At 67.3% G+C, this 25,742-nt stretch carries 21 protein-coding genes and 1 pseudogene; 13 read left to right on the top strand and 9 right to left on the bottom strand.

Annotated features, from left to right (window positions below; genetic code table 11):
- Window positions 1-528 precede the first annotated feature (528 nt).
- The 4 genes from Q0Z44_RS13625 to trxA form a co-directional block, all read right to left on the bottom strand.
- Window positions 529-2,223 carry a hypothetical protein gene (locus Q0Z44_RS13625; RefSeq protein ID WP_298013652.1) on the bottom strand — a complete coding sequence of 565 codons (1,695 nt, stop codon included), beginning with the start codon at window positions 2,221-2,223 and terminating at the stop codon, window positions 529-531.
- Between the two features lie 104 nt (window positions 2,224-2,327).
- The gene (locus Q0Z44_RS13630) at window positions 2,328-2,585 is read right to left on the bottom strand and encodes a type B 50S ribosomal protein L31 (protein WP_294637791.1); all 258 of its coding nucleotides are present in this window, start codon (window positions 2,583-2,585) and stop codon (window positions 2,328-2,330) included.
- A gap of 159 nt (window positions 2,586-2,744) precedes the next feature.
- Entirely contained in the window at window positions 2,745-4,010 is a 1,266-nt protein-coding gene (gene rho, locus Q0Z44_RS13635; RefSeq protein ID WP_109036616.1) for a transcription termination factor Rho, read from the bottom strand.
- Window positions 4,011-4,271: 261 nt separating this feature from the next.
- Window positions 4,272-4,601, bottom strand: coding sequence for a thioredoxin TrxA (trxA, locus tag Q0Z44_RS13640; protein WP_298013655.1), 330 nt, complete (start codon window positions 4,599-4,601; stop codon window positions 4,272-4,274).
- 291 nt (window positions 4,602-4,892) lie between these two features.
- Here trxA and Q0Z44_RS13645 point away from each other — a divergent pair, with 291 nt between their 5' ends.
- Entirely contained in the window at window positions 4,893-6,653 is a 1,761-nt protein-coding gene (locus Q0Z44_RS13645) for an HDOD domain-containing protein (protein ID WP_298013657.1), read from the top strand.
- On the opposite strand, the gene Q0Z44_RS13650 is transcribed toward Q0Z44_RS13645, so the two are convergent.
- Window positions 6,640-7,677 carry a quinone-dependent dihydroorotate dehydrogenase gene (locus Q0Z44_RS13650; protein WP_298013659.1) on the bottom strand — a complete coding sequence of 346 codons (1,038 nt, stop codon included), beginning with the start codon at window positions 7,675-7,677 and terminating at the stop codon, window positions 6,640-6,642. The two genes, Q0Z44_RS13645 and Q0Z44_RS13650, sit on opposite strands and share 14 nt — an antisense overlap.
- Before the next feature lie 218 nt (window positions 7,678-7,895).
- Here Q0Z44_RS13650 and Q0Z44_RS13655 point away from each other — a divergent pair, with 218 nt between their 5' ends.
- From Q0Z44_RS13655 to Q0Z44_RS13665, 3 genes are read left to right on the top strand one after another with little or no spacing between them, the layout of a single operon-like run.
- On the top strand, window positions 7,896-10,220 hold the full coding sequence (locus tag Q0Z44_RS13655; protein ID WP_298013687.1) for a Tex family protein: 2,325 nt from the start codon (window positions 7,896-7,898) through the stop codon (window positions 10,218-10,220).
- 24 nt (window positions 10,221-10,244) lie between these two features.
- A complete protein-coding gene (locus Q0Z44_RS13660) occupies window positions 10,245-11,318 on the top strand; it encodes a phospholipase (RefSeq protein WP_298013661.1) in 1,074 nt (357 codons plus the stop codon).
- A 42-nt stretch (window positions 11,319-11,360) separates the two neighbouring features.
- Complete coding sequence (locus Q0Z44_RS13665) at window positions 11,361-12,677, top strand: hemolysin family protein (protein ID WP_298013663.1); 1,317 nt, start codon at window positions 11,361-11,363, stop codon at window positions 12,675-12,677.
- A gap of 30 nt (window positions 12,678-12,707) precedes the next feature.
- On the opposite strand, the gene Q0Z44_RS13670 is transcribed toward Q0Z44_RS13665, so the two are convergent.
- Window positions 12,708-13,844: an iron-containing alcohol dehydrogenase gene (locus tag Q0Z44_RS13670; RefSeq protein WP_298013665.1), complete on the bottom strand. Its 1,137-nt coding sequence runs from the start codon at window positions 13,842-13,844 to the stop codon at window positions 12,708-12,710.
- 270 nt (window positions 13,845-14,114) lie between these two features.
- Here Q0Z44_RS13670 and Q0Z44_RS13675 point away from each other — a divergent pair, with 270 nt between their 5' ends.
- The 6 genes from Q0Z44_RS13675 to Q0Z44_RS13700 all read left to right on the top strand — a co-directional run bounded on the left by Q0Z44_RS13675 (window position 14,115) and on the right by Q0Z44_RS13700 (window position 21,272).
- Complete coding sequence (locus Q0Z44_RS13675; protein ID WP_109038305.1) at window positions 14,115-14,837, top strand: TetR/AcrR family transcriptional regulator; 723 nt, start codon at window positions 14,115-14,117, stop codon at window positions 14,835-14,837.
- 116 nt (window positions 14,838-14,953) lie between these two features.
- Entirely contained in the window at window positions 14,954-16,363 is a 1,410-nt protein-coding gene (locus tag Q0Z44_RS13680) for a 3-oxoacyl-ACP reductase (RefSeq protein WP_298013667.1), read from the top strand.
- Between the two features lie 16 nt (window positions 16,364-16,379).
- Window positions 16,380-17,240 carry a MaoC/PaaZ C-terminal domain-containing protein gene (locus Q0Z44_RS13685; RefSeq protein ID WP_298013669.1) on the top strand — a complete coding sequence of 287 codons (861 nt, stop codon included), beginning with the start codon at window positions 16,380-16,382 and terminating at the stop codon, window positions 17,238-17,240.
- Window positions 17,241-17,299: 59 nt separating this feature from the next.
- Window positions 17,300-18,589 carry an acetyl-CoA C-acetyltransferase gene (locus Q0Z44_RS13690; RefSeq protein ID WP_298013671.1) on the top strand — a complete coding sequence of 430 codons (1,290 nt, stop codon included), beginning with the start codon at window positions 17,300-17,302 and terminating at the stop codon, window positions 18,587-18,589.
- A gap of 60 nt (window positions 18,590-18,649) precedes the next feature.
- Complete coding sequence (locus Q0Z44_RS13695) at window positions 18,650-20,395, top strand: AMP-binding protein (protein ID WP_298013673.1); 1,746 nt, start codon at window positions 18,650-18,652, stop codon at window positions 20,393-20,395.
- Window positions 20,396-20,405: 10 nt separating this feature from the next.
- Window positions 20,406-21,272, top strand: a complete 867-nt coding sequence (locus Q0Z44_RS13700; RefSeq protein ID WP_298013675.1) for a YbgC/FadM family acyl-CoA thioesterase — start codon at window positions 20,406-20,408, stop codon at window positions 21,270-21,272.
- 3 nt (window positions 21,273-21,275) lie between these two features.
- Here the strand turns inward: Q0Z44_RS13700 and Q0Z44_RS13705 are convergent, their stop codons facing one another.
- The 3 genes from Q0Z44_RS13705 to Q0Z44_RS13715 form a co-directional block, all read right to left on the bottom strand.
- Window positions 21,276-22,283: an NRDE family protein gene (locus Q0Z44_RS13705; RefSeq protein ID WP_298013677.1), complete on the bottom strand. Its 1,008-nt coding sequence runs from the start codon at window positions 22,281-22,283 to the stop codon at window positions 21,276-21,278.
- 19 nt (window positions 22,284-22,302) lie between these two features.
- The gene (locus tag Q0Z44_RS13710) at window positions 22,303-22,659 is read right to left on the bottom strand and encodes a DUF4936 family protein (protein ID WP_298013679.1); all 357 of its coding nucleotides are present in this window, start codon (window positions 22,657-22,659) and stop codon (window positions 22,303-22,305) included.
- A gap of 153 nt (window positions 22,660-22,812) precedes the next feature.
- Window positions 22,813-23,778, bottom strand: a complete 966-nt coding sequence (locus tag Q0Z44_RS13715; protein WP_298013681.1) for a folate-binding protein — start codon at window positions 23,776-23,778, stop codon at window positions 22,813-22,815.
- A 24-nt stretch (window positions 23,779-23,802) separates the two neighbouring features.
- Here Q0Z44_RS13715 and mltG point away from each other — a divergent pair, with 24 nt between their 5' ends.
- The 3 genes and pseudogenes from mltG to Q0Z44_RS13730 all read left to right on the top strand — a co-directional run.
- Window positions 23,803-24,858 carry an endolytic transglycosylase MltG gene (gene mltG, locus Q0Z44_RS13720; protein ID WP_298013683.1) on the top strand — a complete coding sequence of 352 codons (1,056 nt, stop codon included), beginning with the start codon at window positions 23,803-23,805 and terminating at the stop codon, window positions 24,856-24,858.
- A complete protein-coding gene (gene tmk / locus Q0Z44_RS13725) occupies window positions 24,855-25,475 on the top strand; it encodes a dTMP kinase (RefSeq protein ID WP_298013685.1) in 621 nt (206 codons plus the stop codon). The genes mltG and tmk overlap by 4 nt, the downstream gene beginning before the upstream one ends.
- A pseudogene (locus Q0Z44_RS13730) lies at window positions 25,472-25,742 on the top strand (DNA polymerase III subunit delta'); the annotation flags it as partial. The gene tmk and the pseudogene Q0Z44_RS13730, both read left to right, overlap by 4 nt.

Here is a 25,742-nt window from a genome sequence, read left to right on the forward strand (position 1 = left end):
ACACGCCGAACGACACTCTTTCCCTACACGACGCTCTTCCGATCTCGCTGGACCCGTGTCGACCAGTTGCTCCAGCGGGTGGAGACGGACGCCGCAGGGCTCTCGCGGGATCGACATGTCCTTCAGTTCGACATCGAAACGAACGGCGGGGCTTGTGAGATCGCGGGCGTGGAGAGCGAGTGGTTGAGTGCCATGGGCAACCTGGTCAGCAATGCCATCCGCTACACGCCTGACGGCGGCGAAATCGCGGTGCGCTGGGCTTTGCAGCCGGAGGGCGGTGCCGTGTTCAGCGTGAGGGACAGTGGCATTGGCATCGCGCCAGAGCACATTCCCCGGCTGACAGAGCGCTTCTATCGTGTGGACGGCAGCCGCAGCCGTGAAACCGGCGGAACCGGTCTGGGGCTGTCCATTGTCAAGCACGTGGTGCAGCGGCACGGCGGTGAACTTCGCATCACCAGCGAGGCGGGCAAGGGCTCGACCTTCACCCTCACGGTGCCCGCCGCTCGGGTTCGGATGCGCTGAGCCCGATCAGTCGGCCCGGCGGTAGACGACGATCTGTTCGGAATTGCGCGTGCGCTGGTTGAAGCGCGCGGCCATTTCCCAGCCGGGGAACTCGCGGGCGGTGCTCCGGCCGCCGAGCCGAACGAGCAGCGTCGGGCACGGGGTGACGGACGGCTTGAAGCCGCGCTGCACGCCATCCACGGCGTAGCCGCCGAAGTACTCCAGGCCCGTCAACAGCGCGACCGGTGCGCCCGGTGCGTACACGCAGCTGCCTGCGGGGATGGACGAGGCCACGCGGTTCAGAAGCAGCCGGTAGCTGCGCGCCTGGTCGAGCAGCGGCAGCCACAGCGTCATGAACAGCAACCAGCACAGCGCCACGCCACCAGCGGGAAGCACCAGGCTCTTCCACAGGGCATGTGTCTGGCGTGAGGTGCGCCAGCGCACCAGGGCCAGCCACAGCACCGTGCCGATGACGGCCGGGACGAGTCCGACCCACGAGAACACGCTTTCGTAACCCGGCACCAGCTTTGCCACATTGGCGGCGATCTTGGCCGGCCTGCCGGTGTGCATGGCGCCGTAGATGACCCAGATGGCACCTGCGCAGAGGGTGAAGAAGCAGACCGAGAACCAGTCGATCGCGGCGCCAAGACTGCGTTGCAGGATGGGCAGCGCAAACGCGGCCAGCACCGCCAGCGGGGGCAGGGCGGCAAGCAGCGCGCGTTCATTGGCGCCCATGGAGACGGAAGCGGCGAAGCCGGCCAGTGCCACCAGCAGCGGGGCGGCAATGTGCCTGCGTTGCAGCTGACGACGCCAGTGCCACAGCGTGAGGGCCGCCAGCGGCAGCGTGGGCCAGGCAAACCAGATGATCAGACGCAGCATGTCACCGAGACGGGGGGCAGCGCCAACGCGCCATGCCCAGCCCGAGAGACCTTGCTGAGTCAACACGGTGGCGAGCGCGGCCGCGAGCACGGTGGCGGCGGCAACCCAGGGCAGGTGGGCCCGTACGGCCTCGGTGCGTGAACGGAGGCAGACGATGCTGCCCAGCACCCCAAGCATGACGGCCACGGCCGGGCTGCCGCTCAGGGCCATGGTGGTCAGACTGAGCAGGGTGGCGGCACGGGCCTTGGCCGGGGACAGCGCCGCGGCCGCCAGTCCGTACAGAAACAAGGTGCTGCCGGTGAGTTGCAGCAACTCGGGCGTGGTCTCGTGCCCTAGCTGAAGCAGGCCGAGGCTGGCAATCAGTGCCAGCAGCGCCCCATCGGCCACCGCGCGGGCATAGTCCTGAGGCGCAGCCTCACCGCCGAACGCCAACGGCACGGGTTGGGCTGCGTCGGTGCGGGCGAGGTGGTAGGTGCTGTACCAGGTCAGCGCCAGGATTGCGACCAGCAGCAGTGCGAAGGGAATGCGTGCGGCCAGGGCTGGATCCAGCCAGGGTTGCAGCGCCCAGATGCTGGCCCCGCCGAGCCAGTAGGGCAGGATGCCCCCGCCGGAGGGCAGCACGCCGCCCACATTGGGATGCAGCCACGACGCCTGACCCAGTGCCAGACTCCACATGTGACCGAAGGACGCAATGTCTTCGTTCTTCCAGGGATCGCGGCCGAGCAGACCCGGCACCACGTATGCAGCACAGAAAAGCCACAGCGCCCAGCGCGGAAGGCGGCGGACGGCCTTCTGGGTGACGAGGGCGGGCGAGATCGTCGGGGCCTGTGGGTGGGCTTGCATGCGGTATCAGGCGAGAAAGGGCGACTGCAAACAAAAAGGGCAGCCTGGGCTGCCCTTCGCGTGACTCACGGCGCCGGGACAAGCCAGGCCGGGCCAATCCAAGATCACTTCTTGAGGTGAGCGAACTTGTTGCGGAACTTCTCGACGCGGCCGCCCAGCGAGTCCACCGACTTCTGGGTGCCGGTGTAGAAGGCGTGCGATTCAGAGGAGGTTTCCAGCTTGAACAGGGGCAGCTCGCGGCCGTCTTCCCAGGTGGTGGTTTCCTTGGTAGGAGCGCACGAACGGGTCACGAACTTGAAACCGTTGGACTGGTCCAGGAAGACGACGTCGCGGTAGTTGGGGTGGATACCTTGCTTGGGCATGTCAAAACCTCTTGCTGTTTGCATCATCGGGAGCCACCAGACACCACGCCTGGCACTTTCCGACAGCCGGAAAACCTCAGATTATAGCACGGCAGTGTGCAACACACCGCCGTGCATGGGCCATGGTTTCATGGCCCCACGGTCCGAGCGCCTTGGCGCTCAACCGCCACGACGCATCATGTCGAAGAAGTCGTGGTTGTTCTTGGTGGACCGCATCTTGTCGAGCACGAACTCCATCGCCTCGATCTCGTCCATCGGGTAGAGCAGCTTGCGCAGAATCCAGCTCTTCTGCAGGATTTCGGGCTTGAGCAGCAACTCTTCGCGGCGCGTGCCGGACTTGTTGATCAGGATGGAAGGGTAGACGCGCTTTTCGGCCATGCGGCGATCCAGGTGGATTTCGCAGTTGCCGGTGCCCTTGAACTCTTCGTAGATCACCTCGTCCATGCGGCTGCCGGTGTCGACGAGCGCCGTGCCGATGATGGTCAGCGAGCCGCCTTCCTCCACGTTGCGGGCCGCACCGAAGAAGCGCTTCGGGCGCTGCAGCGCGTTGGCATCCACACCGCCGGTCAGCACCTTGCCGGAGCTGGGCAGCACGTTGTTGTAAGCGCGCGCCAGACGGGTGATCGAGTCGAGCAGGATCACCACGTCCTTTTTCATCTCGACCAGGCGCTTGGCGCGCTCGATCACCATTTCGGCGACCTGCACGTGGCGCTGGGCCGGCTCGTCGAACGTGGAGCTGATGACCTCGCCGCGCACGGTGCGCTGCATTTCGGTCACTTCTTCCGGGCGTTCGTCGACCAGCAGCACGATCAGGTGCACGTCGGGATGGTTGGCGACCATGGCGTGAGCCAGGTTCTTCATCATCACCGTCTTGCCGCTCTTGGGCGGCGCAACCAGCAGGGCGCGCTGACCTTTGCCGATCGGGGCGATCAGGTCGATGATGCGGCTGGTGACGTTGTCGTCGCCCTTGCCGTTTTCGCGCTCGAGCTTGAACTGTTCTTCCGGGAACAGCGGGGTCAGGTTCTCGAACAGGATCTTGTTCTTGTTGACCTCGGCGGGCAGCCCGTTCACCGTATCGACCTTGACCAGGGCAAAGTAACGCTCGCCGTCCTTCGGCACGCGCACCTCGCCTTCGATCATGTCGCCGGTGTGCAGGTTGAAGCGACGCACTTGGCTGGGCGACAGGTAGATGTCGTCGGTGCTGGCCAGGAAGCTGGCGTCGAGCGAGCGCAGGAAGCCGAAGCCGTCGGGCAGCACTTCGAGCACGCCATCGCCGAAGACCTGCTCGCCGGCCTTGGCGCGCTTCTTCATGATGGCGAACATCAGCTCCTGCTTGCGCATGCGAGAGACGTTCTCGATTTCGAGGGCTTCGGCCATCTCCACGAGTTTGGAGATGTGCAAGGCCTTCAGTTCAGACAGGTGCATGTGTGGGAACCCTGATCAAACCTGCGTATGCCGGTGAGGCCGGGCTCATCAGGGAGCCGGGCTGGCACAACGCGTGGAGTGGGATGGCATCGACCCGAAAAGGTCGGAAAGGTCGACAGGTTGTTTGTCGTGGCGACAGGGCAGGGAGCGCGGGTGCGACTGAGCCTCTGTGCCGGCCCGAGCTGCTGCCCCGGCCTGACGAACACCACCCGGTTTCAACCAGGCGGTGATCGCATTATAGAGAGGAAAACCGCTGAAAGATCAGAGGGTGCCGTCGATGAAGGCGGTCAGTTGGGCCTTCGACAGGGCGCCGACCTTGGTGGCGGCCAGCTGACCGTTCTTGAAGATCATCAGTGTCGGGATGCCACGGATGCCGAACTTGGCGGGCACTTCGCGGTTCTGATCGACGTTCATCTTGGCGACGTTGAGGCGACCGTTGTAGTCCTTGGCAACCTCGTCCAGGATGGGGGCGATCATCTTGCAGGGGCCGCACCATTCGGCCCAGTAATCCACCAGCACGGGCTGGGCGGATTGCAGGACGTCGGCGTCAAAGGAGGCGTCGGTAATGTGTTTGATCAGGTCGCTGCTCATGGAAGGATCCTCAGGGGGCCGCCGTGCGTGCAGCAAGAAAAAGGTGGCACTGCAGGGGCAAGGGTGGATCGATTCTGACACAGAACCTGCGGGGAACCCTGATGCCGGGCGGTTGCCTTGTTCAATGGGGGTGATAGAGGCCGTCTCTTCGCAAATTGCGGCAGACCGGCTGTTTCCGTGAAATAGGGACGGGAAGGTGTGGCTGATAGACCCTTCGGCCACCGGCGAGCTGGTGTGCAATGGGGTGTCGAAGTCGGATTGACACCACAGGACACCGCGTTGCCCCCCGCCATGGCCCTAGCCCCGCCCTCAGCCCAGCCGGCGTCACGCCAGTTTGGCCGTTTCGAGTTGCACCAGATGGTGGGGCGCAGCCTGGCTTCGAGCACGTGGCTCGCCCGTGATCCCAGGCTGCAACACGAGATCCTGCTGTGCGTGCCCCGTGCACGCCCCGCGACGGCCACCGAGCGCGACACCTGGACGCAGGACGCGCTGATGGCCGCCCGGCTGAAGCATCCCCGTCTTGTCGATGTGCTGGAAGTGGGCGTGCATGACGGCTGGCCTTTCGTGGCCTGCGAGCGGCCCAAGGGCGCGATGACGCTGGCCGAGCGGCTGCAGTCCGGGCCGGCGCTGGCCGTTCTGGAGGTCGCGCACTGGATGGCCGACGTGGTGGAGGGGTTGGCGTACGCCCACGAGGCCGGGGTGGCGCATTTCGACATCGGACTGCACAACGTGCTGGTCGAGCCATCCGGTCACGCCGGCCTGTTCGGCCTGTCGGTCGGTCTGGCGGCTGCGGCGCCGGGCGCGCCGGCCAAGGCGCAGTGGAGTCGCACCCAGGTGCGGGTGGCGGCAGAGCGCGATGTGCTGATGTGCGGGCTGCTGATGCACCGCCTGCTGGCCGGCCATCCCGCGCTGGACGACGCCGACATGGGCAGTGCGGCGGGGCGGGTCGGCCCCGAGATTGTTCGCCTGCCATGGACCACGCCGAGCCCGGTGCCCGACACCTTGCGCGCCATCGTGAACCGCGCGACCGACCGCCAGCAGCGCCAGCGCTATCTGAACGCCCGCACGCTGCTGAGTGCCCTGCAGGGCTGGATCAAGACCAATTCACAGGACGCCGCCGGGCCGCTGGCCTTGCTGCTGGACCGTCTGAACAGCGTGGGCAGCCTGCCGGCCCGCCCGGGAACCGACCGCAGCCTCCAGACGGCGCTGGGCAGCATGGAGGGCCTGCGCGTCGATGACCTGGTTGACGTGGTGACACGCAATCCGGCGCTGGCGTGGGAGCTGCTTCGGGCCGTGAACAACGCGGTGTACCGCGGGCGCAGTGCAGACGAAGGTGTGGGCACCTTGTCCCGTGCCATCGTGTTGCTGGGACAGCAGGGGCTTCGCCGCGTGGGCGGCACCGTGCGCACGTGGCCAGGCGCGTTGCAGGCCCAGGCCAGCCTTCAGGAAAACACCCAGGCCATCGATGCACTGAAGGTGGCGCTGCGCCAGGCGAGCCTTGCAGGCCACATGGCCCGGTTACTGCGCCCCTTCAATGTGAGCGACGAGGAAGCATTCATGGCGGCCTGCTCGCAAAAGCTGGGCTGGCTGCTGATTCTGTATCACTTCCCGGACGAGGCTGCGCAGGTGACACGCCTGATGCAGCCCGGGCCGCCGCCCGAAGCCGGAGCGGCCCCCACGCCAGGCATGACACAGGACGCAGCCACCAGCGCCGTACTGGGCATCAATCTGGATGACCTGACCGGCGAGGTGATGCGCCATTGGGGCTTGCACGACCGGCTGGTCCAGGCTGCCCGGCCGCTGCCTCGGGGGGCGCTGGTGCGCCGACCCAGCGGCCCTGAGGAGACGCTGAGGACTGTGGCGAGCCTGGCGAACGAGCTCGCAGACGCCCGCCTGTCGCCTGGGCCGCGCGGTGCCACGGCATTGCATCAGGCCGCCACCCGGTACGCGCGGGCCCTGGATGTGACGGCCAAGGAGTGCCAGCAGGTGCTCGAGCAGTCCGATCGGCTGGTGGATGCCGGCCTGACGGCAGCGTCGGTCAGCCCCGCTTGAGTGCCCGGGCGCAGTCTTCCACGAGCTGCGGGCCCTTGTAGATCAGGCCGGTGTAGATCTGCACCAGGTCTGCGCCGGCGTCGCGCTTGGCGCGTGCGTCTGCCGCCGACATGACACCGCCCACCCCGATGATGGGGAAGCGCGGGCCGAGCGCCGCGCGCAGCTGGCGGATCACCTGGTTGCTGGCCTCCAGCACCGGCGCGCCGCTCAGGCCACCGGTTTCCTCGGCGTGGGGCAGGCCCTTCACGGCTTCGCGTGAGATGGTGGTGTTGGTGGCGATCACGCCGTCGATGCCGTTCTTCTGCAGCGTGGTCGCCACGACCGCCACCTGGGCCTCGTCGAGGTCGGGCGCAATCTTCACGAACATGGGCACCGTGCGCCCATGGCGCGTGACGAGCTGCTGGCGGCGTTCCTGCAGTTGGCCGAGCAGGGCGTCGAGCGCTTCGTCGCTCTGCAGGGCCCGCAGGTTCTTGGTGTTCGGGCTGGAGATGTTCACCGTCACGTAGTCGGCGTGCGGGAAGACGCCTTCCAGGCAGATCAGGTAGTCGTCGACCGCGTTCTCGATGGGCGTGACGGCGTTCTTGCCGATGTTCAGGCCCAGGATGCCGCCGCTTTCACGGAAGCGGGCCTGGCGCACGTTGGCCAGAAACGCGTCGAGGCCTTCGTTGTTGAAGCCCAGCCGGTTGATGAGGGCGTGGGCCTCGGGCAGGCGGAACATGCGGGGCTTGGGGTTGCCCGGCTGGCCCTTGGGCGTGACAGTGCCCACTTCCACGAAGCCGAAACCCATGGCGCCCAGGCCGTCGATCACGCGGCCGTTCTTGTCCAGGCCGGCAGCCATGCCGATGCGGTTGGGGAAACGCAGACCGGCCACTTCGACGGGGTCCTCGACGCGGCGAGCCGCCCACAGGCAGGCCAGCGGCGTGTTCTGAAACCGGGCCAGGGCGCCGATCGTCAGATCGTGCGCGGCTTCGGGGTCCATCGAGAACAGCAGGGACTTCGGCAGGGAGTAGGGAATCAGGGCCATGTGGCGTTGTGGGGTGAAAACCGGCGCCTATTGTCCCCGATCCACGAGCTGCCTCCGGGCTGCCGGCTGGTGCGTCATGCGTGTGGCAAACTGCGCCGCCTTGATCGTCCCGGTGCCGTGGTCCGGTCGTGAGGCCCTAGCGCCTTGCCCGGGCCGGGTGCCGAGACCGCTTTTCCGAATTCAAATTTCTGCAGGGTGCCCGCTTGGACAAGATCCTGATGCAACTGGCCGCCGAACTGAAGGTTCGGCCCGCCCAGGTCAATGCCGCCATCGAACTGCTGGACGGGGGCGCCACCGTGCCCTTCATCGCCCGCTATCGCAAGGAGGCCACCGACGGCCTGGACGACACGCAATTGCGCGACCTGGAGGCCCGGCTGGCCTACCTGCGCGAGCTGGAAGACCGCCGTGCTGCGGTGCTCAAGAGCATTGAAGAGCAGGGCAAGCTGACGCCCGAGCTGCGCGCCGCCATTGAGGCTGTGCCGACCAAGCAGGAGCTGGAAGACCTCTATCTGCCGTACAAGCCCAAGCGTCGCACCAAGGGCATGATCGCCCGCGAAGCCGGGATCGAGCCGCTGGCCGACAAGCTGTTTGCCGACCCGACGCTGGACCCGCACGCCGAGGCCCAGGCCTTCATCAACGCGGACGGCGGCTTTGCCGATGCGTTCGCCGTGCTGGACGGCGTGCGTGACATCCTGTCGGAGCGCTGGGCGGAAGACGCCACGCTGATCGGCAAGATGCGGGACTGGCTGTGGGCCGAAGGGCTGTTCAAGTCCAAGCTCATGGAGGGCAAGGACGAGCACAACCCGGATGTCGCCAAGTTCCGCGACTACTTCGACTACGACGAACCGATCCGCACGGTGCCTTCCCACCGCGCGCTGGCCGTGTTTCGCGGCCGCACCCAGGAAATCCTCGACGCCAAACTGGTGGTGGACGAAGAAGTGGTGCCCGGCAAGCCGACGATGGCCGAAGGCCGCATTGCGCTGCACCTGGGCTGGAGCCACAGCAAGCGCCCGGCCGATGACCTGATCCGCAAGTGCGTGGCCTGGACCTGGAAGGTGAAGCTCAGTCTGAGCCTCGAGCGCGACCTGTTTGCCCGCCTCCGCGAGGCCGCCGAAGCAACCGCGATCAAGGTGTTTGCCGAGAACCTGCGTGACCTGCTGCTGGCCGCGCCCGCCGGCAAGCGCGTGGTGATGGGGCTGGACCCCGGCATCCGCACCGGGGTGAAGGTGGCGGTGGTGAGCGACACCGGCAAGGTGCTGGACACGTCGACCGTCTACCCGCACGAGCCCCGCAAGGACTGGGAAGGTTCGATCCACACGCTGGGCCGCCTGTGTGCGGCGCACGGCGTGAACCTGATCGCCATCGGCAACGGCACGGCGAGCCGCGAGACCGACAAGCTGGCCGGTGACCTGATCAAGCGCATCCAGCAGATGGCGCCCGGCACGCCGATCGAGAAGGTGGTGGTGAGCGAGGCGGGCGCGTCGGTGTACTCGGCCTCGGAGTTCGCCAGCAAGGAGCTGCCCGAGCTGGATGTGAGCCTGCGTGGCGCGGTGTCGATCGCCCGCCGCCTGCAGGACCCGCTGGCCGAGCTCGTGAAGATCGACCCCAAGAGCATCGGCGTGGGCCAGTACCAGCACGATGTGAACCAGAGCGAGCTGGCCCGCACGCTGGACGCGGTGGTGGAGGATTGCGTGAACGGCGTCGGTGTCGACCTGAACACGGCCTCGGCGCCGCTGCTGGCGCGGGTGTCGGGCCTGAGCGGCACCGTGGCCAACAGCATCGTGCGCTGGCGCGACACGCATGGCGCCTTCCGCAACCGCAAGCAGCTGCTGGACGTGGCGGGCCTGGGGCCCAAGACCTTCGAGCAGGCCGCCGGCTTTTTGCGCATCCGCGAGGGCGACAACCCGCTGGATATCTCCGGCGTGCACCCGGAGACCTATCCCGTGGTCGAGAAGATGATGGCGCACACGGGCAAGTCCATCCAGGAACTGATCGGCAAGAGCGACGTGCTGCGCACGCTCAAGCCCGAGCTGTTTGCCGATGAGCGCTTTGGCGTGATCACGGTGAAGGACATCCTCGCTGAACTCGAAAAGCCCGGCCGTGATCCGCGCCCGGACTTCAAGGTGGCGCGTTTCAACGACGGCGTGGAAGACATCAAGGACCTGCAGGAAGGCATGGTGCTGGAGGGCACGGTGTCGAACGTGGCGCAGTTCGGGGCGTTTGTCGACCTGGGCGTGCACCAGGACGGCCTGGTCCACGTGAGCCAGTTGTCGAACAAGTTTGTCAGCGATGCCCGCGAGATCGTGAAGACCGGCGACATCGTCAAGGTGAAGGTGCTGGAGGTGGACCTGGCACGCAGCCGCATCTCGCTGACGATGAAGCTGGACGCGCCGACCGGCCAGAGGGCCGCCGGGGCAGGGCGGGACAACAGCTTCCGGCCGGCGGCACGCAACGAGCGCCAGGGCGGCCAGCGGGGGGCTCCGCAGGCTTCCGGTCAGTCGGCCATGGCGGCGGCGTTTGCGAAACTGCAGACCAAGCGCTGAGCGACCTTTCGGCCCTGGTTGACCATGCAAGCGCTCTCGATTCATGCGGGCCCGAAGGCCCTCGCGCACCTGCGCACTCAAGGCCTTCGGCCGGGCGATGTGCGCGTGGTGCCGGGTGCGGCCGGCGGCCCCAAGGGGTTGATCCTGCACCACCTGGATCGCCACCTGTTCGGCGAGTGGCTGACCGACGACACACCAGGCAGCTTGCACCTCGTGGGCGCGTCGATCGGGGCGTGGCGCATGGCGGCGGCCGCCATGCCGCAGGTCGACCGTGCCTTCACTGAGCTGGCTGCGGCCTACATCGCACAGCGCTACGACCCCGAGCCGCCCCGCAAGGCGCCGACCCCCCGGCAGATCAGCGCCCACTTCGGCGCCACGCTGGCCGCTTTCTTCGAGGGGCAAATCAATGACGTGGTGAACCACCCGCGCCGGCGGCTGCACGTACTCACGGCCCGCGGGCGGCAGGTGCTGACCCGTGAGACGCCAGCGCGCCGCGCGGTGGGTTTCGGCAGCCTGGCGCTGGGCAATGCCATCAGCCGCAAGGTGGTGGGCTCCTTCCTTGAGCGCACGGTGTTCTCCACACCGGGCGAGGCGCTGCCCGTCACGCTGAATGACCTTCCGACGCAGCACGTGGCATTGAACGCGGCGAACTTCCTGCCCGCGCTGCAGGCCTCGTGCAGCATTCCGTTCGTGCTCGAAGCCGTGCACGACATCCCCGGCGCCCGCACAGGTGCGCATTGGGACGGCGGGTTGGTCGACTACCACCTGCACTGGCCTTACGCCGCCATGCGCGATGGGCTGGTGCTCTACCCGCATTTCCAGCGGCACGTGATCCCCGGCTGGCTCGACAAGGGCCTGCGTTGGCGGCATGGCGCCAGCCCGATGCTCGACAACGTCGTGCTGCTGACCCCCGATCCGCAATGGGTGGCCACCTTGCCCGGCGGCAAGCTCCCGGACCGCCAGGACTTCGTGCGGCTGGGCTTCGACGAGCGCGTGCTGGCCTGGCGCCGCGCCGTGGCGGAGAGCGCCCGGCTCGCCGACGAGTGGTCGACCTGGCTGGCCAAGGGATGCCCCACCGACCGCGTCAAGCCCCTTTGAGTGGCGGCTGCCTGGCGGGGGCTGCCTCGCTACACTGTGCGCATGGATGTGTCTACAGGCAGCCTGTTCCTCATTGCGATCCTGATCGCCGCCAGCGCGTTCTTCTCTGTGGCCGAACTGGCGGTGGCCGCTTCCCGCCGATTGCGCCTGCGCCAGATGCTCGCGCAGGGCGAATTTCGCGCCGGCCAGGTGCTGGCGGTGCAGGACCAGCCGGGCGACTACTTCACCGTGATCCAGATCGGGCAGAACACGGTCGCGATTCTGGGCGGCATCGTCGGCGAAGGGGCCTTCTCGCCCTTGATTCGCCCGTGGCTGTCCCGCCTGCCGATCACTGCCGAGCGGGCTGACACGGCGAGCGTGCTGGTGTCGTTCGTGGTGGTCACCAGCCTCTTCATCCTGCTGTCGGACCTGTGTCCGAAGCGGCTGGGCATGAACGCCCCCGAACGGGTCGCCATCCGCGTGGTCGGCCCGATGCGGCTGTTCCTGCTGCTGTTCAAGCCCATTGTCTGGTTCTTCAGTCGGCTCACCGATCGGCTGTTCCGTCTGTTCGGGCTGCCCGACCGCCGCGACGACGCGATCACGCCGGACGACATCCTGGCCATGGCGCAGGCGGGGGCCGACGCCGGCGTGCTGGCCGCGCCCGAGCACCGCGTGATCGAGAACGTGATCGAACTCGACACGCGGATGGTGACCAGCGCGATGACGGCGCGCGACAGCATCATCCACTTTCTGCTGGACGACACCGAGGCGCTCATCAAGGCCCGGGTGGCGCAGTTCCCGCACTCGACCTACCTGGTGTGCGAGGGCGACATCGACCACGTGCTGGGCTACGTCGATTCCAAGCACCTGCTCAACCGTGCGCTGGCCAACCAGCCCATCGACCTGCGCGCCGAGGGCCTCATCAGCAAGGTGCTCAGCGTGCCGGACCGGCTCACGCTCTCGGAGATGCTGAGCCAGTTCCGGCATGCGCAGGAGGACTTCGCGGTCATCGTCAACGAGTACAGCCTGGTCGTCGGCATCATCACCATCAACGATGTGATGAGCACGGTGATGGGCAGCCTGGTGGCCTCGCTGGACGAGGAGCAGATCGTTCAGCGCGACGCGAATTCCTGGCTGATCGACGGCGTGACGCCGATCCAGGACGTCCTGCGTGCGCTCGATCTCGACCGCCTGCCGCACGAAGACGAGTACGAGACGCTGGCGGGCTTCCTCATGGTGATGCTGCGGCGCATTCCCCGGCGCACCGACAGCGTCAGCTGGGGCGGGTTCCGCTTCGAGGTGATGGACGTCGACAACTTCCGCATCGACCAGGTGATGGTGACGCGGGAGGCGGATCAACCGGTGTCGGCGCCCGCCTGACGCCGCCCGTTCGGCTGCCGGGCGAACACCTTACATCGAGGCTTGCAGCAACGCGCGGTAGTTGGCCTCGCTGGCAATGCGCGGATTGGTCTTGTGGCAGTGATCGGCCATGGCGCCCTGGATGATCCGTTCGAACCACTCGGGCTGCACGCCGAGCTCGGCCAGCCCGCTCGGCAGACCAAGGCGGGCATTCAACGCGCGGATGGCGTCTGGGATTTCGTCACCGGATTTCAGCCCCATGGCGTGGGCCATGCGGTCCAGCCGGCGCTCCTTGCGCACCGATTCGGCCTCGGCATTGAAGCGGATCACCGCTGGCAGGAACAACGCGTTCAGCGTGCCATGGTGCAGGCGAGGGTTCACGCCGCCCAGGCTGTGACTCAGGCTGTGCACCACGCCCAGCCCTTTCTGAAAGGCCATGGCCCCCTGCATCGAGGCGCTCATCATGTTGAGGCGCGCCTCGCGGTCGCTGCCGTCGCGCGTGGCGCGCTCGATGTGGCTCCAGGCGCGCTCCAGTCCGTCGAGCGCGATGCCGTCAGCCGGCGGGTTGAAAGCGGGCGCCATGAAGGTTTCCATGCAGTGCGCGATCGCGTCCATGCCGGTGGCGGCCGTCAGTGCGGGGGGCAGCCCCAGCGTCAGTTCCGGGTCGCAGATGGCAGCCTTGGGCATCAGGTTCCAGGAGTGGAAGCCCAACTTGCGCCCGTCGTCCACGATGACAATGGCGCCTCGCGCGACCTCACTGCCCGTCCCCGCGGTGGTCGGCACGGCGATCAAGGGGGCGGCCTGGGGCGTGATGCGGGGCGAGCCGCCTTCGATGGTGGCGTAGGTGGTCAGCGGGCCCGGGTGGGTTGCCATGATGGCCAGGCCCTTGGCCAGGTCGATGCTCGAGCCTCCCCCAACCGCGATGAGGCCATCGCATTCCCCTTGCTGCCACGCCGCGTGGGCGGCGCGCACCGCTGCTTCCGTCGGGTTGGGCGGCGTCTGGTCGAATACCGTCACAGGCCACCCGGGGAGGGCGTCGAGCGCTTTCTGCAGCACGCCGGCCGCACGCACACCGGCGTCGGTGACGACGAGGGGCCGCCGAATGCCGACGCGCTCGCACTCGCTGGCCAGTAGCTGGATGGCGCCGAACTCGAACTGGATCTGGGTGAGGTAAAGGATGGTGGCCATGGCTTTACGGGTTCAGTGAGTGGACCACTCTAGCGTTTGAAGCGCGCCCGGCCCACCCGGGATGCCCCCTGTGGCGCCATGCATTCGGGCTCCCCGCGGAGGTGGGGTGAGTCGAGGGAAGAAAGACCGTCAAAATAGCCTGTTGCCCCCCGGGATTCCGGGGAAGAGCCCCCTTTCGCGGCAAGACGGCGTGCACAAGCCGCCCGTCTCGCATACCATTGCCCCAATCCTGAAACGGACGTTTGAAACGTTCGTAGTGTGGAGACCGACATGCCTGCACAGGCCCCCGCGCGGCTTTCGCCCGCAGACACCAAAACCCGCATCCTCGATGCCGCCGAGACGCTGTTCGTCGCCGGTGGCTTCGAGTCCATGTCGATGCGACAGATCACCAGCGCGGCGGGCGTGAACCTCGCCGCGGTGAACTATCACTTCGGCAGCAAGGACGCGCTCATCCATGCGGTGCTGGCACGTCGACTCGACTCGCTCAACGAGCAGCGCCTGGCGATGCTCGATACCTTCGAAGCGACGCTGGGTGACCGCCTGACGTGCGAGCACGTGTTGGTCGCCCTGTTCCTGCCGGCGGTGCGGATCTACCGCAGCGACGTGCCGTTCGCCGACCGGTACTTGCATTTCCTTGGGCGCGCCTACACCGACCCGTCGCCGGTGGTGCGCGATTTCATCAACACGCACTACATCCAGATCCTCGGGCGCTTCTTCTCGGCCTTCCAGCGCACGCTGCCCGATCTGGAGCGCCACGACCTCGGCTTCCGGCTGAACTTCGCGATGGGGGCCCTGGCCAGCATCCTGGCGGCGGGCAATACCCAGCGCGTCATCCGCGAGTTCACGCAAGGCAGCGGCGACAACGAGGCGCTGATCCTGTCCCGTCTGGCTTCGCTGATGGTGGCCGCTTTGAAGGCGCCGCTGCCCGGCTCGGCTGAGACCAATGTTTTTGACGCGATCGTCAACACCCCGGGGGTGGCGGCGACGCACTAGCCTGCCGGACGCCTCCCGGGTATCCGGCTTCATGACACGGCGGTGTGCCGTGTCGCATCACCAACCGGCTGGCTGTGGCTGTCCACGCCCACCGGCCATCAAGACGAGTGAGACACATGAAAGACGGATACATCGACTTCGCCAACTCGCCCATGGGCGCCAAGCTGGTCAACGCGCTGGGCCTGCCGAAGCCGCTGCCGCTGGAGCGCTACCAGCCGGGGCAGCCAGTGGTCAAGGGATCCGTGCTCGTCGGGGGTGGGGGGGAGCCGCGCCTGCTGGAGGCCCTGGCGTCCGTGTTCCAGCGCATCGGGGCACAGACCCTGGCCCATGAGCGCCTGCCGCAATGGGTCAGCGTGGCCAACAAGGCCGGGCTGATCACAGGGCGCTGGGGCGGCAGCGGCAAGCCGGGCGAGAAGGTCAAGGCCCTGGTGTTCGATGCCACCGGCCTGACGGACAGCACCCAGTCGGACGCGCTGTACTGGTTCTTCCACGATGCCGCGCGATCGCTGTTGCCCTGCGGCCGGGTCATCGTCTTCGGGCGGCCGCCCGAGCAATGCAAGTCACCCCGCCAGGCCGCCATCCAGCGTGCGCTGGAAGGGCTGACCCGCTCGCTCGGCAAGGAGCTCAAGAAGGGCAGCAACGCGCAGCTGGTCTATGTGGCTGAAGGCGCAGAGGAGCAGATCGAATCGACGCTGCGCTTCCTGATCTCGCCCCGATCGGCCTATGTGTCGGCGCAAGTCATCCGCATCGGGGTCCCTGTGGGAACGGCCGAAACCCCGGCAGACTGGGCCAAGCCGCTGGCAGGCCGCAAGGTGCTGGTGACGGGCGCTTCGCGCGGGATTGGCGCGGCCATCGCGGAGGTCATGGCGCGGGAAGGCGCCGACGTCATCTGTCTGGACGTGCCCCAGGCCAAGGAGCCGCTGGAAGCCGTGGCCCGCAAGCTGGGCGGCAAGGCGATCGCCATGGACATCGGCGCCGAGGATGCGCCGCAGAAACTGGTCGACGCCGCCAAGGCCGATGGCGGCTGGGATGTCATCGTGCACAACGCTGGCATCACCCGCGACAAGACCATCGCGAACATGAAAGAGCACCTCTGGCAACTGGTGGTCAATGTGAACCTGTCGACGCAGGAGCGCATCAACGACGCCATGGTGAGCGCGGGCGCGCTGCGCCGCGGTGGCCGCATCGTGTGCGTGTCGTCCATCTCGGGCATTGCCGGCAACATGGGCCAGACGAACTACGCGGTCTCCAAGGCCGGTGTGGTGGGCATGGTGCAGGCGTGCGCGCCGATCTTCAGTGAATACGGCATCACCATCAACGCGGTGGCGCCGGGCTTCATCGAGACACAGATGACCGCTGCCATTCCGTTCGCGATCCGCGAGGCTGGCCGCCGCATGAACTCCATGAGCCAGGGCGGACAGCCGGTCGATGTGGCCGAAACCATCGCGTGGTTTGCGAGCCCGGCGTCAGCCGGCATCACCGGCAACGTCGTGCGGGTGTGCGGCCAGAGCCTGATCGGTGCCTGAGCGGACTCGGTGGCATATGAAGACCATCGAAGTTCACAAGCTGCCCGGTCCGATCGCCCTCAACCTGGGGGCCTTGCGGTCGTCGAGCAAGCGCCCTGGCGTGGTCGAGGCCCTGCCGGAGGTGATGTACGTGCGCCCGCGGGTCGTGGTGGAAGCGCGCCATGTGGCCGATTACGCCAAGGTGTGCGGCTTCACGCCGGCGCATGGCGTGCCGATGCTGTATCCGCACATGCAGGCCTTTCCGCTGGCGATGATGCTGTTCGGCTCGCGGCGCTTTCCGTGGCCTGCCATGGGGCTGGTGCACCTGGCCAACAGCGCCAGGCTGCTGAAGCGCATCCAGGTTGGCGACGAGTTGCGCATCGAGATGCGCACCGGCGAGCTGTACGCCCATGACAAGGGCCAGGCGTTCACGCTGCATGCCCGCGCGCTGCGGGGCGGCGAGCCCGTTTGGGAAAGCACCTGGACGTTGCTGCGGCTGGGTGTGCGCAACCCGCGTGGTCCCCGCTACGAAAGCGCGTTGACCGACCCGACGCCGTTGGCTCACCAGGCCGACTTCTATGCGTGGGCCGGCATCGGGCGCAGCTACGGCCGCGTGTCGGGCGACATCAACCCCATCCACCTCTCGGCGCTGACGGCCCGTTTTCTGGGCTTTCGCAAGGCCATCGCGCACGGCATGTGGACCAAGGCTCGGGCCCTGGCCACGCTGATGCCGCGCGAGGCCGTCGACCAGGCCGAGGTCATCGTCGAGTTCAAGACCCCGCTGTTCCTCCCGGCGCGGGTGTCGCTGTGGGCTGCCCGTGACGAGCACGGCGCCCTGTTCGAAGTTCGCAATGCCAAGGGCGACAAGCCCCATCTGCGTGGCCGTGTGCGGTTCTGAGCACCCCCGGCCATCCCGTCGTTGATCGCCCTTTGCCATTTTTTCGGAGACAAGTGTCCATGAACACCGTTCGTCGCGTCGCCATCATTGGCGGCAACCGCATTCCCTTTGCCCGCTCCAACACCGTCTACTCACACGTCTCCAACCAGGAGATGCTGACCGCCACCCTGCAGGGTCTGGTCGACCGCTACAACCTGCATGGCGAGCGTCTCGGTGATGTCGCCGCGGGCGCTGTCATGAAGCACAGCCGCGATTTCAACCTGGTGCGCGAGTCGGTGCTGTCGACCACGCTGGCGCCCGAGACCCCGGCCTACGACCTGCAGCAAGCCTGCGGCACCGGACTGGAAGCCATCATGCTGGTGGCCAACAAGATCGCGCTGGGCCACATTGAATGCGGCATCGGTGGCGGGGTGGACACCACCTCGGACGCTCCCATCGGTGTCAACGAGAAGATGCGCAAGATTCTGCTTGAAGCCAACCGCGGCAAGTCGACCGCAGAGCAGCTGAAGACGCTGGCCAAGATCCGCCCGTCGATGCTGCTCAAGCCCGCCATCCCGAAGAACGGCGAGCCGCGCACGGGCTACTCGATGGGCGAGCACGCAGAGCTGATGGCCCGCGAATGGGGCATCCCGCGTGAAGAGCAGGACCAACTGGCGTGCCTGAGCCACCAGAACCTGGCGCGCGCCTACAAGGAAGGGTTCTTCGCCGACCTGCTCACTCCGTTCAAGGGCGTGACCAAGGACAACAACCTGCGCGAAGGCCTGACCATCGAGAAGCTGCGCTCGCTCAAGCCGTGCTTCGACAAGAAGGTCGCGCCAGGGCAGGGCACGCTGACGCCGGGCAACTCGACGCCGCTGACCGACGGCGCGTCGGCCGTGCTGCTGGGCAGCGAAGAATGGGCCCGCGAGCGCAACCTGCCTGTGCTGGCCTACATCACCTTCAGCGAAGTGGCCGCCGTGGACTTCTTCAACAAGAAGGAAGGGCTGCTGATGGCCCCGGCCTATGCGGTGCCGCGCATGCTGAAGCGCGCGGGCATCGCGCTACAGGACTTTGATTTCTATGAGATCCACGAGGCGTTTGCCGCGCAGGTGCTGTGCACGCTGAAGGCGTGGGAAGACGCGACCTACTGCAGGGACCGCCTGGGCCTCGCGCAGCCCCTGGGCGCCATCGACCGCCGCAAGCTCAACATCAACGGCAGCTCGCTGGCAGCCGGTCACCCGTTTGCTGCAACCGGCGGCCGCATTGTGGCCTCACTGGCCAAGATGCTGGCGCAGAAGGGCTCGGGTCGCGGCCTGATCTCGATCTGTGCGGCGGGCGGGCAGGGCGTCGTCGCCATCCTGGAACGCTGAGTCTGAACGCAACCCGGCAGGCCGCGCACCACGACACGGCCGCCACACGAGGAGACACACATGAGCACCATCGCCGCCAGCACAGCGTCCCAGCCGGGTCGTTCCATCGTCAACCCCGACGGCAGCACCAACCGCATCTGGCTGTCGTCGTACGTCGCGGGTGTGCCCGCTGACATCAATGCCGACAAGTACCAGTCGCTGAGTCAGTACTTCGACGAGTGCATCAACAAGTTCCGCAACCGACCTGGGTTTGTCAGCATCGGCACCGAGATGAGCTACGACCGGCTCGACCGGCTGGTGAAGGCCTTTGCCGGCTGGCTGCAAAGCCAGGGGGTGAAGAAGGGCGACCGCGTGTCGATCATGCTGCCCAACACCTTCCAGTATCCGATCTGCCTGTTTGCGGTGCTGCGCATTGGTGCGGTGGTGGTCAACGTCAACCCGCTGTACACGGCACGCGAGCTGAACCACCAGCTCAAGGACAGCGGGGCCGAGACCATCATCGTGATGGAAACCTTTGCCAAGACGCTGCAGGACGCGCTGCCGGGCACGAACGTCAAGCGCATCGTGCTGACGCAAATCGGCGACCTGCTGTCGGATGGCTTCCTGAACCTCAAGGGGCGGGCGCTGAACTTCGTGCTGCGCAAGGTGCAGAATATGGTGCCCGCCTACAGCCTGCCCGGCGCCGTCTGGATCCGCGACGCGCTCAAAGCCGGGGCTGGCGTGAAGCTGCAGCCGGTGGCGGTGCGCAACACCGATCTCGCTTTCCTGCAGTACACCGGCGGTACCACCGGTGTGGCCAAGGGCGCGATGCTGACGCACCGCAACGTGCTGGCCAACTGCCAGCAGGCGCTGGCGTTTGCCGAAGGCCAGCTCACGGACGAGACCGAAACCGTCGTCACGCCGCTGCCGCTGTATCACATCTTCTCGCTGACGGTGAACTGCCTCATCTTCATGGCACTCGGCGGTCGCAACATCCTGATTGCCAACCCGCGTGACACCAAGCGCGTGATGATGATCCTGAAGAACGAGAACTTCAGCGGCATCACCTGTGTGAACACGCTGTACTCGTCCTTCCTGGACGACCCCGACTTTCGCAAACGCGACTTCTCGAAGCTCAAGCTGTCGATTGCCGGCGGCATGGCGCTGCAGCGTTCCATCGCCGAGCGCTGGAAGGAAGTGACCGGCAACGCCATCGTCGAAGGCTACGGGCTGACGGAGTGCTCGCCCATCGTCACGCAGGCACCAGTGGACATCTCCAAGCCGGGCCCCACCTTCACGGGCTCGATCGGCGTGCCGGTGCCTTCGACCGAAGTGCGCTGTCGCCGCGACGACGGCAGCTGGGCCAATCTGGGCGAGCCGGGCGAACTGTGCGTGCGTGGCCCGCAGGTGATGAAGGGCTATTGGAACCGCCCTGAGGCGACGGCCGAGGTGATCGACGCGGACGGCTGGCTGGCCACGGGCGACATCGCCGTGATGGACGAACAGGGCTTCCTGAAGATCGTGGACCGCAAGAAGGACATGATCCTGGTCTCGGGCTTCAATGTGTACCCCAACGAGATCGAGGACGTGGTGGCCATGCACCCCGATGTCAAGGAAGTGGCGGCCGTAGGCGTGCCCGATGAGGTGGCGGGTGAGCGCGTCAAGGTCATCATCGTGCCGCGCGATCCGAGCCTGACCAAGGAGGCGGTGATCGAACATTGCCGCAAGTACCTGACGGGCTACAAGATCCCGCGTATCGTGGAGTTCCGCGACACCGAGCTGCCCAAGACACCGGTCGGGAAGATTCTGCGACGGGAACTGCGCTAACCTTGGTTTCATGAGCAACGCCGCACAGTACAGCTTCGTTCACCGCCTCCGTGTCCGCTGGTCGGAGGTCGATGCCCAGCAGGTGGTCTTCAACGGCCACTACCTGACCTACCTTGATGTGGCGATCAGCGAGTACTGGCGCGTGATCGGGCTGCCCTACCCGGAAGGGCTGCAGCACGTGAACGGCGACCTGTACATGCGCGCCAACAGCCTGCAGTACCACGCACCGGCGCGGCTGGATGACTGGCTCGATGTCGGCATCCGCTGCGACAAGGTGGGCAACAGCTCCATCACCATGGGCTGGGGCATCTGGGCGCAGGGCCGGTTGCTGGTCACCGGCGAGGCGGTGTACGTCTTCACCGACCTGGCCACACGCCAGCCGGTGTCCGTGCCGCAAAGCCTGCGTGACCAGATCGGCGCCCACGCTGCCGAACGCCCGGTGCACCAGGTGCGGGCCGGCTCATGGTCGGACGTGGGCGAAGCGGCCCGGGCCGTGCGCCTGGCGGTGTTTGTGGGCGAGCAAGGCATCCCCGAATCCGAGGAGTGGGACGACGACGACGCGGGCGCCGTGCATGTGGTGGCCACCAACCTGGCCGGCCTGCCACTGGCCACGGGGCGCCTGATCTACCTGGGGCAGGCGCCGGGCGCGGCCAAGGTGGGGCGCATGGCGGTGCTGCGCAGCAGCCGTGGCGTGGGACTGGGGCAGCTCATGCTCGAGAGCCTGATCGGCGAGGCGCGGCAACGCCAGATCTCGACGCTGGCACTCCACGCACAGGTGAGTGCCCAGGGCTTCTACGCGCGCCTGGGCTTCATCCCCGAAGGGCCGGTGTTCGACGAAGTGGGCATCCCGCACCAGCGCATGGTGCTGAGCCTCTGACGCTCAGGACGCGGCCAGGGGCTTGACCTTGGCCGGCTTGATGAGGCTGCGTGCGCGCGTCTTGCGTTCGGGCGTGGCAGCGGTCGGCGTGAGAGCGTGCTGATCCTGCTCGGAGACTTCGCTGCTTTCGAATGCGTCTTCCTGGCGCAACTCGGGCGGCGGCAGGGTGGCGCTCAAGCGCGCGACTTCCGCGGGCCCCATGGTGTGACGCGGCGGCCAGTTGCGCAGCGTCACACGGCGCAGCAGCGCCATCCCCGGGCGGCCTGTGAAGGTGCGCTCCAGCACATGGGTGACGAGACGCTTGTTGACCCGTTCGGTGATGACGAGCGTGGCGCAGCGTGTGCCATACGAGCCATCCGGCGAGCGGATGAAGGCGGTGGACAGCATGCGTTCCCAGTCGAGCGAGACCCCGGTCTGGGGCAGCTCGCCGTCGGGCACGGCGGTGGTGTCGGCCAGCGCCTCGAACAGGCGATTGGCCAGGTCTTCGCTGTTGGCCGACGCAGGGATCGCGGCCTTCATCGCCGCTTTCAGGCGTTGCACCTTGGGCCAGGGCGTGTTCAGCCGGGCGTTGGACAGCCCGAACAGGCCCTTGTCCAGCCGCTGTGGAAACAGCTGCCGGTTGTTGATCGAGAAGCCCTCGCCCCGGGCGAAATCGAGCGCGACCATGTTGAAGCCGTTGTAGCCGCTCATGGCCAGGCGTGGCCACAGCATCTGCATCTCGGTGTCACCGCGCAGCCATTGGGGCACGATCAGGCCGCGCGAGGGCGCGTCAGGGTCGATGTCCTTCGGGTTGCGCACGTTGGTGACAAGGCCCAGCCGGCCAGCGGCCGTGAGGCCGAGCCAAGTGCCGCCCGCCTCCAGGTCGCGCCCGCCCAGGATCGCGGGCCCGCCGCCGTCGGGCTCCCACCAGCCCAGGCGGGCCGTGGGACGGTTCATGAACTCGTCGCGGTTGGCGGCGAGCACAAAGGGGAATCGGCTGCTTTGATCCAGGGCCAGGGCGACCAGGCACATGCGAAAACCTCGTACTGCTTCAATCGAGAGGGGGGGATGGGGGCATCACCGGTGCAAAGGACTCGGTGTGGCGTGCCAGGGTCAGGTTCGCTGGCCAAGTGGCCATGGCGCGGGCCAGGTGAACTTCGAGTGCGGTCGGCACGCCATCGGGGTGCACGTAGACCTCCATCCACGTCGCGTCCGGTCCGATCTGGGCGCCGTTGTCGTTGTCGGTGTCGGTGTCGGTGCGCGCCATGAGGGTGGCGTGCAGGCCGGGACAGGCCGCGCGGGCTTCCGCCTGCAGCGCCCAGACCCGCTCCAGCAGGCCAGCCGCCAGCTGCTCCGGGCTCACGCGGTAATAGATGTAGAGGGCGCGGGGCCCGGTCCGGACGGTCACGGATGGCTGCGCACGGGGCGCCGTTTGGCAACCCCTGGAGCGTACCGCAGGACAATGGCCGCGCCGGAGTCCAGGCCTTCGCACGGAACGAACGTGCGCGCGATTGCCGTTAAGGAATGCGCTGCATCTCCGGTTTTGCCAGCTGCGCGCAGTTCATTCCGCCGCGGGAAGGGGATAGGGCAGGGTGCCCAGCTGCAGGGCCACACCCTCGGCGCTGCCCGCAAACAGGGCCTTGTCGGCAGCGGCCAGCTTCAGCTCGATGAGGGCGCTGAAGCCAGCCGGTGCTTCGCCGGTGCTGGGGATGGGCGCCGCGTTGATGACCATGCCTGCGGGCTGGCCGGGATCGTCGGCGCTGAACACTTCGGCGCCCGGCTCGAGCGGCGCCGCTGCGTGGGCGATGAACGCGCGGCGCTTGGTGGTGCCGCGGTACTGGCTGCGTGCCACCACTTCCTGGCCCGGGTAGCAGCCTTTCTGGAAGTTCACGCCGCCCACCAGCTCGAAGTTCACCATCTGCGGCACGAACTGGTCGACCGTGCGCGCCTCGATGTGCGGAATGCCGCTCATGACCTCGAGCCAGCGCCAGGCCGTGTCCGGCAGGGCAGGCAGCCCCGCAAGCAGGGCCCCGGCCGCATCCTCCGGGCCGACCCAGTACCACCGCGGCATGCCTTGCACATCTGCCAGGCGGATCAGGTGTCCCCCGGCGTGCACGCCCACTGTCAATGGGGCGCCGGTTGCGGCGTCGCCGAGGCTGACCGCGAGATTCCGGCCGACCAATCCCAACACTGCCAGCTGAGCCGACACATCGCTCAAGCGGGCCTTGGCGCGCAACACGAACATCGACAGACGTTTGACCAGTCCAGGCAAGACCTCGCGGTCTGTCAGGAGCCAGAAGGTCTCGGGCGTGGGCCGCAGCGTCAGCAGGCTGGCCAGCATGCGGCCCTTGGCCGAGCAATAGGCTGCCAGGCGCGCCGTGTCGGCCGTCTGGCCCGTCATGTCCTGGCTGAACTGGCCGTGCAGGAACGTGGCTGCATCGGCGCCTTCGGCCAGCACCACACCGAGGTGGGGCACGCGCACGGCGCCCGACCAGGTTTGCGGATCAGGAAGTTGGATGTCGCTCATGCGGTCATTATCATCACGGCCGTCATGCACCAAGCTCCTCGTCGGGTGAATCCCCCATCTCTTGTGCGGCAAGCCGGCGGCCTGCTGCGTTCTCTTGTGATCACGCTGACTGTGGTGGCGAGCGCACTGGCGGCTGCGGCGGGCTGGTGGCTCAACCGGCCGCTGCCGCTGTCCGGTCCGGCCCTCGAGCTGTCGATCGAGGCGGGCAGCACGCCGCGTGACATTGCGCAGGCCTGGGTGGCCGCCGGGGTGGAGACGTCGCCGTGGCTGCTCTACCAGTGGTTCCGCCTGTCGGGGCAGGCTCGGCAGATGCGTGCCGGGGGCTATGAGCTCACGGCGGGCGCCACGCCCCGTGACCTGTTGCGCATGATGGTCCGAGGGGACGAGCGGCTGGCCGCCGTGAAGCTGATCGAAGGCTGGACCTTTCGCCGCTTTCGCGCCGAACTGGCCCAGGCCGAGGGGCTGCAAGCCACCACAGCCGGCATGACGGACGAGGCAGTGATGGCCGCCCTGGGGCTGCCCGGCGTGGCGGCCGAGGGGCGCTTCTTTCCCGACACCTATGCCTATGCCAAGGGCAGCGTCGACCTGGCCGTGATGCGCCGCGCGCTGCACGCCATGCAACGTCAGCTGGATGCGGCCTGGGCACAGCGCCGGGCCGACGCGCCGCTGAAGTCCCCTGATGAGGCCCTGGTGCTGGCGTCCATCGTCGAGAAAGAGACCGGCGTGGAGGCTGATCGTCCGATGATCGCGGGGGTGTTTGCCAACCGGCTTCGCATCGGGATGCCGCTGCAGACCGACCCCAGCGTGATTTACGGTCTGGGTGCGCAGTTCGATGGCAACCTGCGCAAGGCCGACCTGCAGGCCGACACGCCCTGGAACACCTACACGCGCCGGGGGCTGCCTCCCACGCCGATTGCGATGCCGGGCAAGGCCGCGCTGATGGCCGCCGTGCAGCCCGCGCCCACCAAGGCGCTGTACTTTGTGGCCCGCGGCGATGGCAGCAGTGCGTTCAGCGCCACACTGGCTGAGCATAATCGCGCGGTCAACCAGTACCAGCGCAACCCCAGAAAGAGCCCATGACCGCCACCGGCCGCTTCATCACCGTCGAAGGCATCGACGGTGCGGGCAAGACCACCCACATCGACGCCCTCGAGCAGGTCTGGCGACAGGCCGGCCATGAGGTGGTTCGCACGCGCGAGCCGGGCGGCACCCCGCTGGCCGAGCAACTGCGCGGCCTGTTCCTGCATCAACCGATGGATGCGCTGACGGAGGCGCTGCTGGTGTTTGCCGGTCGCCGTGACCACCTGACGACCGTGATCGAGCCCGCGTTGGCGAGAGGGGCCTGGGTGCTGTGCGACCGTTTCACCGACGCCACCTTTGCCTATCAAGGCGGCGGCCGGGGTTTTGATCTCTCGGTGCTCGCCACGCTCGAGCAATGGGTTCAGCAAGGTCGACAACCGGAGCTGACCCTGCTGTTCGATCTGCCGCCTGATGTGGCCGCCGGCCGCCTGAGCGCAGCCCGACAGCCTGATCGCTTCGAGGCACAGGACACGGCCTTCTTCGAGCGGGTGCGCGCCGGCTATCGCGCGCGGGTGGCGGCGCAGCCAACGCGCTTCGCACTGATCGATGCGTCTCGCACGCCGGCCGAGGTGGCCGAGCAGGTGCGTGCCGTGCTGGCCGAACGAGGGCTGGCATGAGCGATGCAGCCCGCTTCCCGCTGTGGCCCTGGTTGCAGCAACCTCTGGTCGAAGCGCTGGGCCAGTTGGGCAGCCACGCGGCGTTGTTGCACGGTGACGAGGGGATCGGGCAGTTCGAGTTCGCGCTGGCGCTCGCGCGTGGCTGGCTGTGCGAGGCGCGCCCCAGCGGCGCGGCTGCGGCCCCCGCGTGTGGCCGTTGTGCCAGCTGCCATCTGATCGACGCCGGCTCGCACCCGGACCTGATGGTGGTGCTGCCCGAGGCCCTGC

It is taken from the genome of uncultured Aquabacterium sp. (genome assembly GCF_947366995.1).
Lineage (GTDB): Bacteria > Pseudomonadota > Gammaproteobacteria > Burkholderiales > Burkholderiaceae_C > Aquabacterium.

Excerpts from the sequence above, each read along its gene's own strand:
- Q0Z44_RS13625 (WP_298013652.1), bottom strand. The coding sequence starts at position 2,223 with ATGCAAGCCCACCCACAGGCCCCGACGATCTCGCCCGCCCTCGTCACC.
- Q0Z44_RS13630 (WP_294637791.1), bottom strand. The coding sequence starts at position 2,585 with ATGCCCAAGCAAGGTATCCACCCCAACTACCGCGACGTCGTCTTCCTG.
- rho (WP_109036616.1), bottom strand. The coding sequence starts at position 4,010 with ATGCACCTGTCTGAACTGAAGGCCTTGCACATCTCCAAACTCGTGGAG.
- trxA (WP_298013655.1), bottom strand. The coding sequence starts at position 4,601 with ATGAGCAGCGACCTGATCAAACACATTACCGACGCCTCCTTTGACGCC.
- Q0Z44_RS13645 (WP_298013657.1), top strand. The coding sequence starts at position 4,893 with ATGGCCCTAGCCCCGCCCTCAGCCCAGCCGGCGTCACGCCAGTTTGGC.
- Q0Z44_RS13650 (WP_298013659.1), bottom strand. The coding sequence starts at position 7,677 with ATGGCCCTGATTCCCTACTCCCTGCCGAAGTCCCTGCTGTTCTCGATG.
- Q0Z44_RS13655 (WP_298013687.1), top strand. The coding sequence starts at position 7,896 with ATGCAACTGGCCGCCGAACTGAAGGTTCGGCCCGCCCAGGTCAATGCC.
- Q0Z44_RS13660 (WP_298013661.1), top strand. The coding sequence starts at position 10,245 with ATGCAAGCGCTCTCGATTCATGCGGGCCCGAAGGCCCTCGCGCACCTG.
- Q0Z44_RS13665 (WP_298013663.1), top strand. The coding sequence starts at position 11,361 with ATGGATGTGTCTACAGGCAGCCTGTTCCTCATTGCGATCCTGATCGCC.
- Q0Z44_RS13670 (WP_298013665.1), bottom strand. The coding sequence starts at position 13,844 with ATGGCCACCATCCTTTACCTCACCCAGATCCAGTTCGAGTTCGGCGCC.
- Q0Z44_RS13675 (WP_109038305.1), top strand. The coding sequence starts at position 14,115 with ATGCCTGCACAGGCCCCCGCGCGGCTTTCGCCCGCAGACACCAAAACC.
- Q0Z44_RS13680 (WP_298013667.1), top strand. The coding sequence starts at position 14,954 with ATGAAAGACGGATACATCGACTTCGCCAACTCGCCCATGGGCGCCAAG.
- Q0Z44_RS13685 (WP_298013669.1), top strand. The coding sequence starts at position 16,380 with ATGAAGACCATCGAAGTTCACAAGCTGCCCGGTCCGATCGCCCTCAAC.
- Q0Z44_RS13690 (WP_298013671.1), top strand. The coding sequence starts at position 17,300 with ATGAACACCGTTCGTCGCGTCGCCATCATTGGCGGCAACCGCATTCCC.
- Q0Z44_RS13695 (WP_298013673.1), top strand. The coding sequence starts at position 18,650 with ATGAGCACCATCGCCGCCAGCACAGCGTCCCAGCCGGGTCGTTCCATC.
- Q0Z44_RS13700 (WP_298013675.1), top strand. The coding sequence starts at position 20,406 with ATGAGCAACGCCGCACAGTACAGCTTCGTTCACCGCCTCCGTGTCCGC.
- Q0Z44_RS13705 (WP_298013677.1), bottom strand. The coding sequence starts at position 22,283 with ATGTGCCTGGTCGCCCTGGCCCTGGATCAAAGCAGCCGATTCCCCTTT.
- Q0Z44_RS13715 (WP_298013681.1), bottom strand. The coding sequence starts at position 23,778 with ATGAGCGACATCCAACTTCCTGATCCGCAAACCTGGTCGGGCGCCGTG.
- mltG (WP_298013683.1), top strand. The coding sequence starts at position 23,803 with ATGCACCAAGCTCCTCGTCGGGTGAATCCCCCATCTCTTGTGCGGCAA.
- tmk (WP_298013685.1), top strand. The coding sequence starts at position 24,855 with ATGACCGCCACCGGCCGCTTCATCACCGTCGAAGGCATCGACGGTGCG.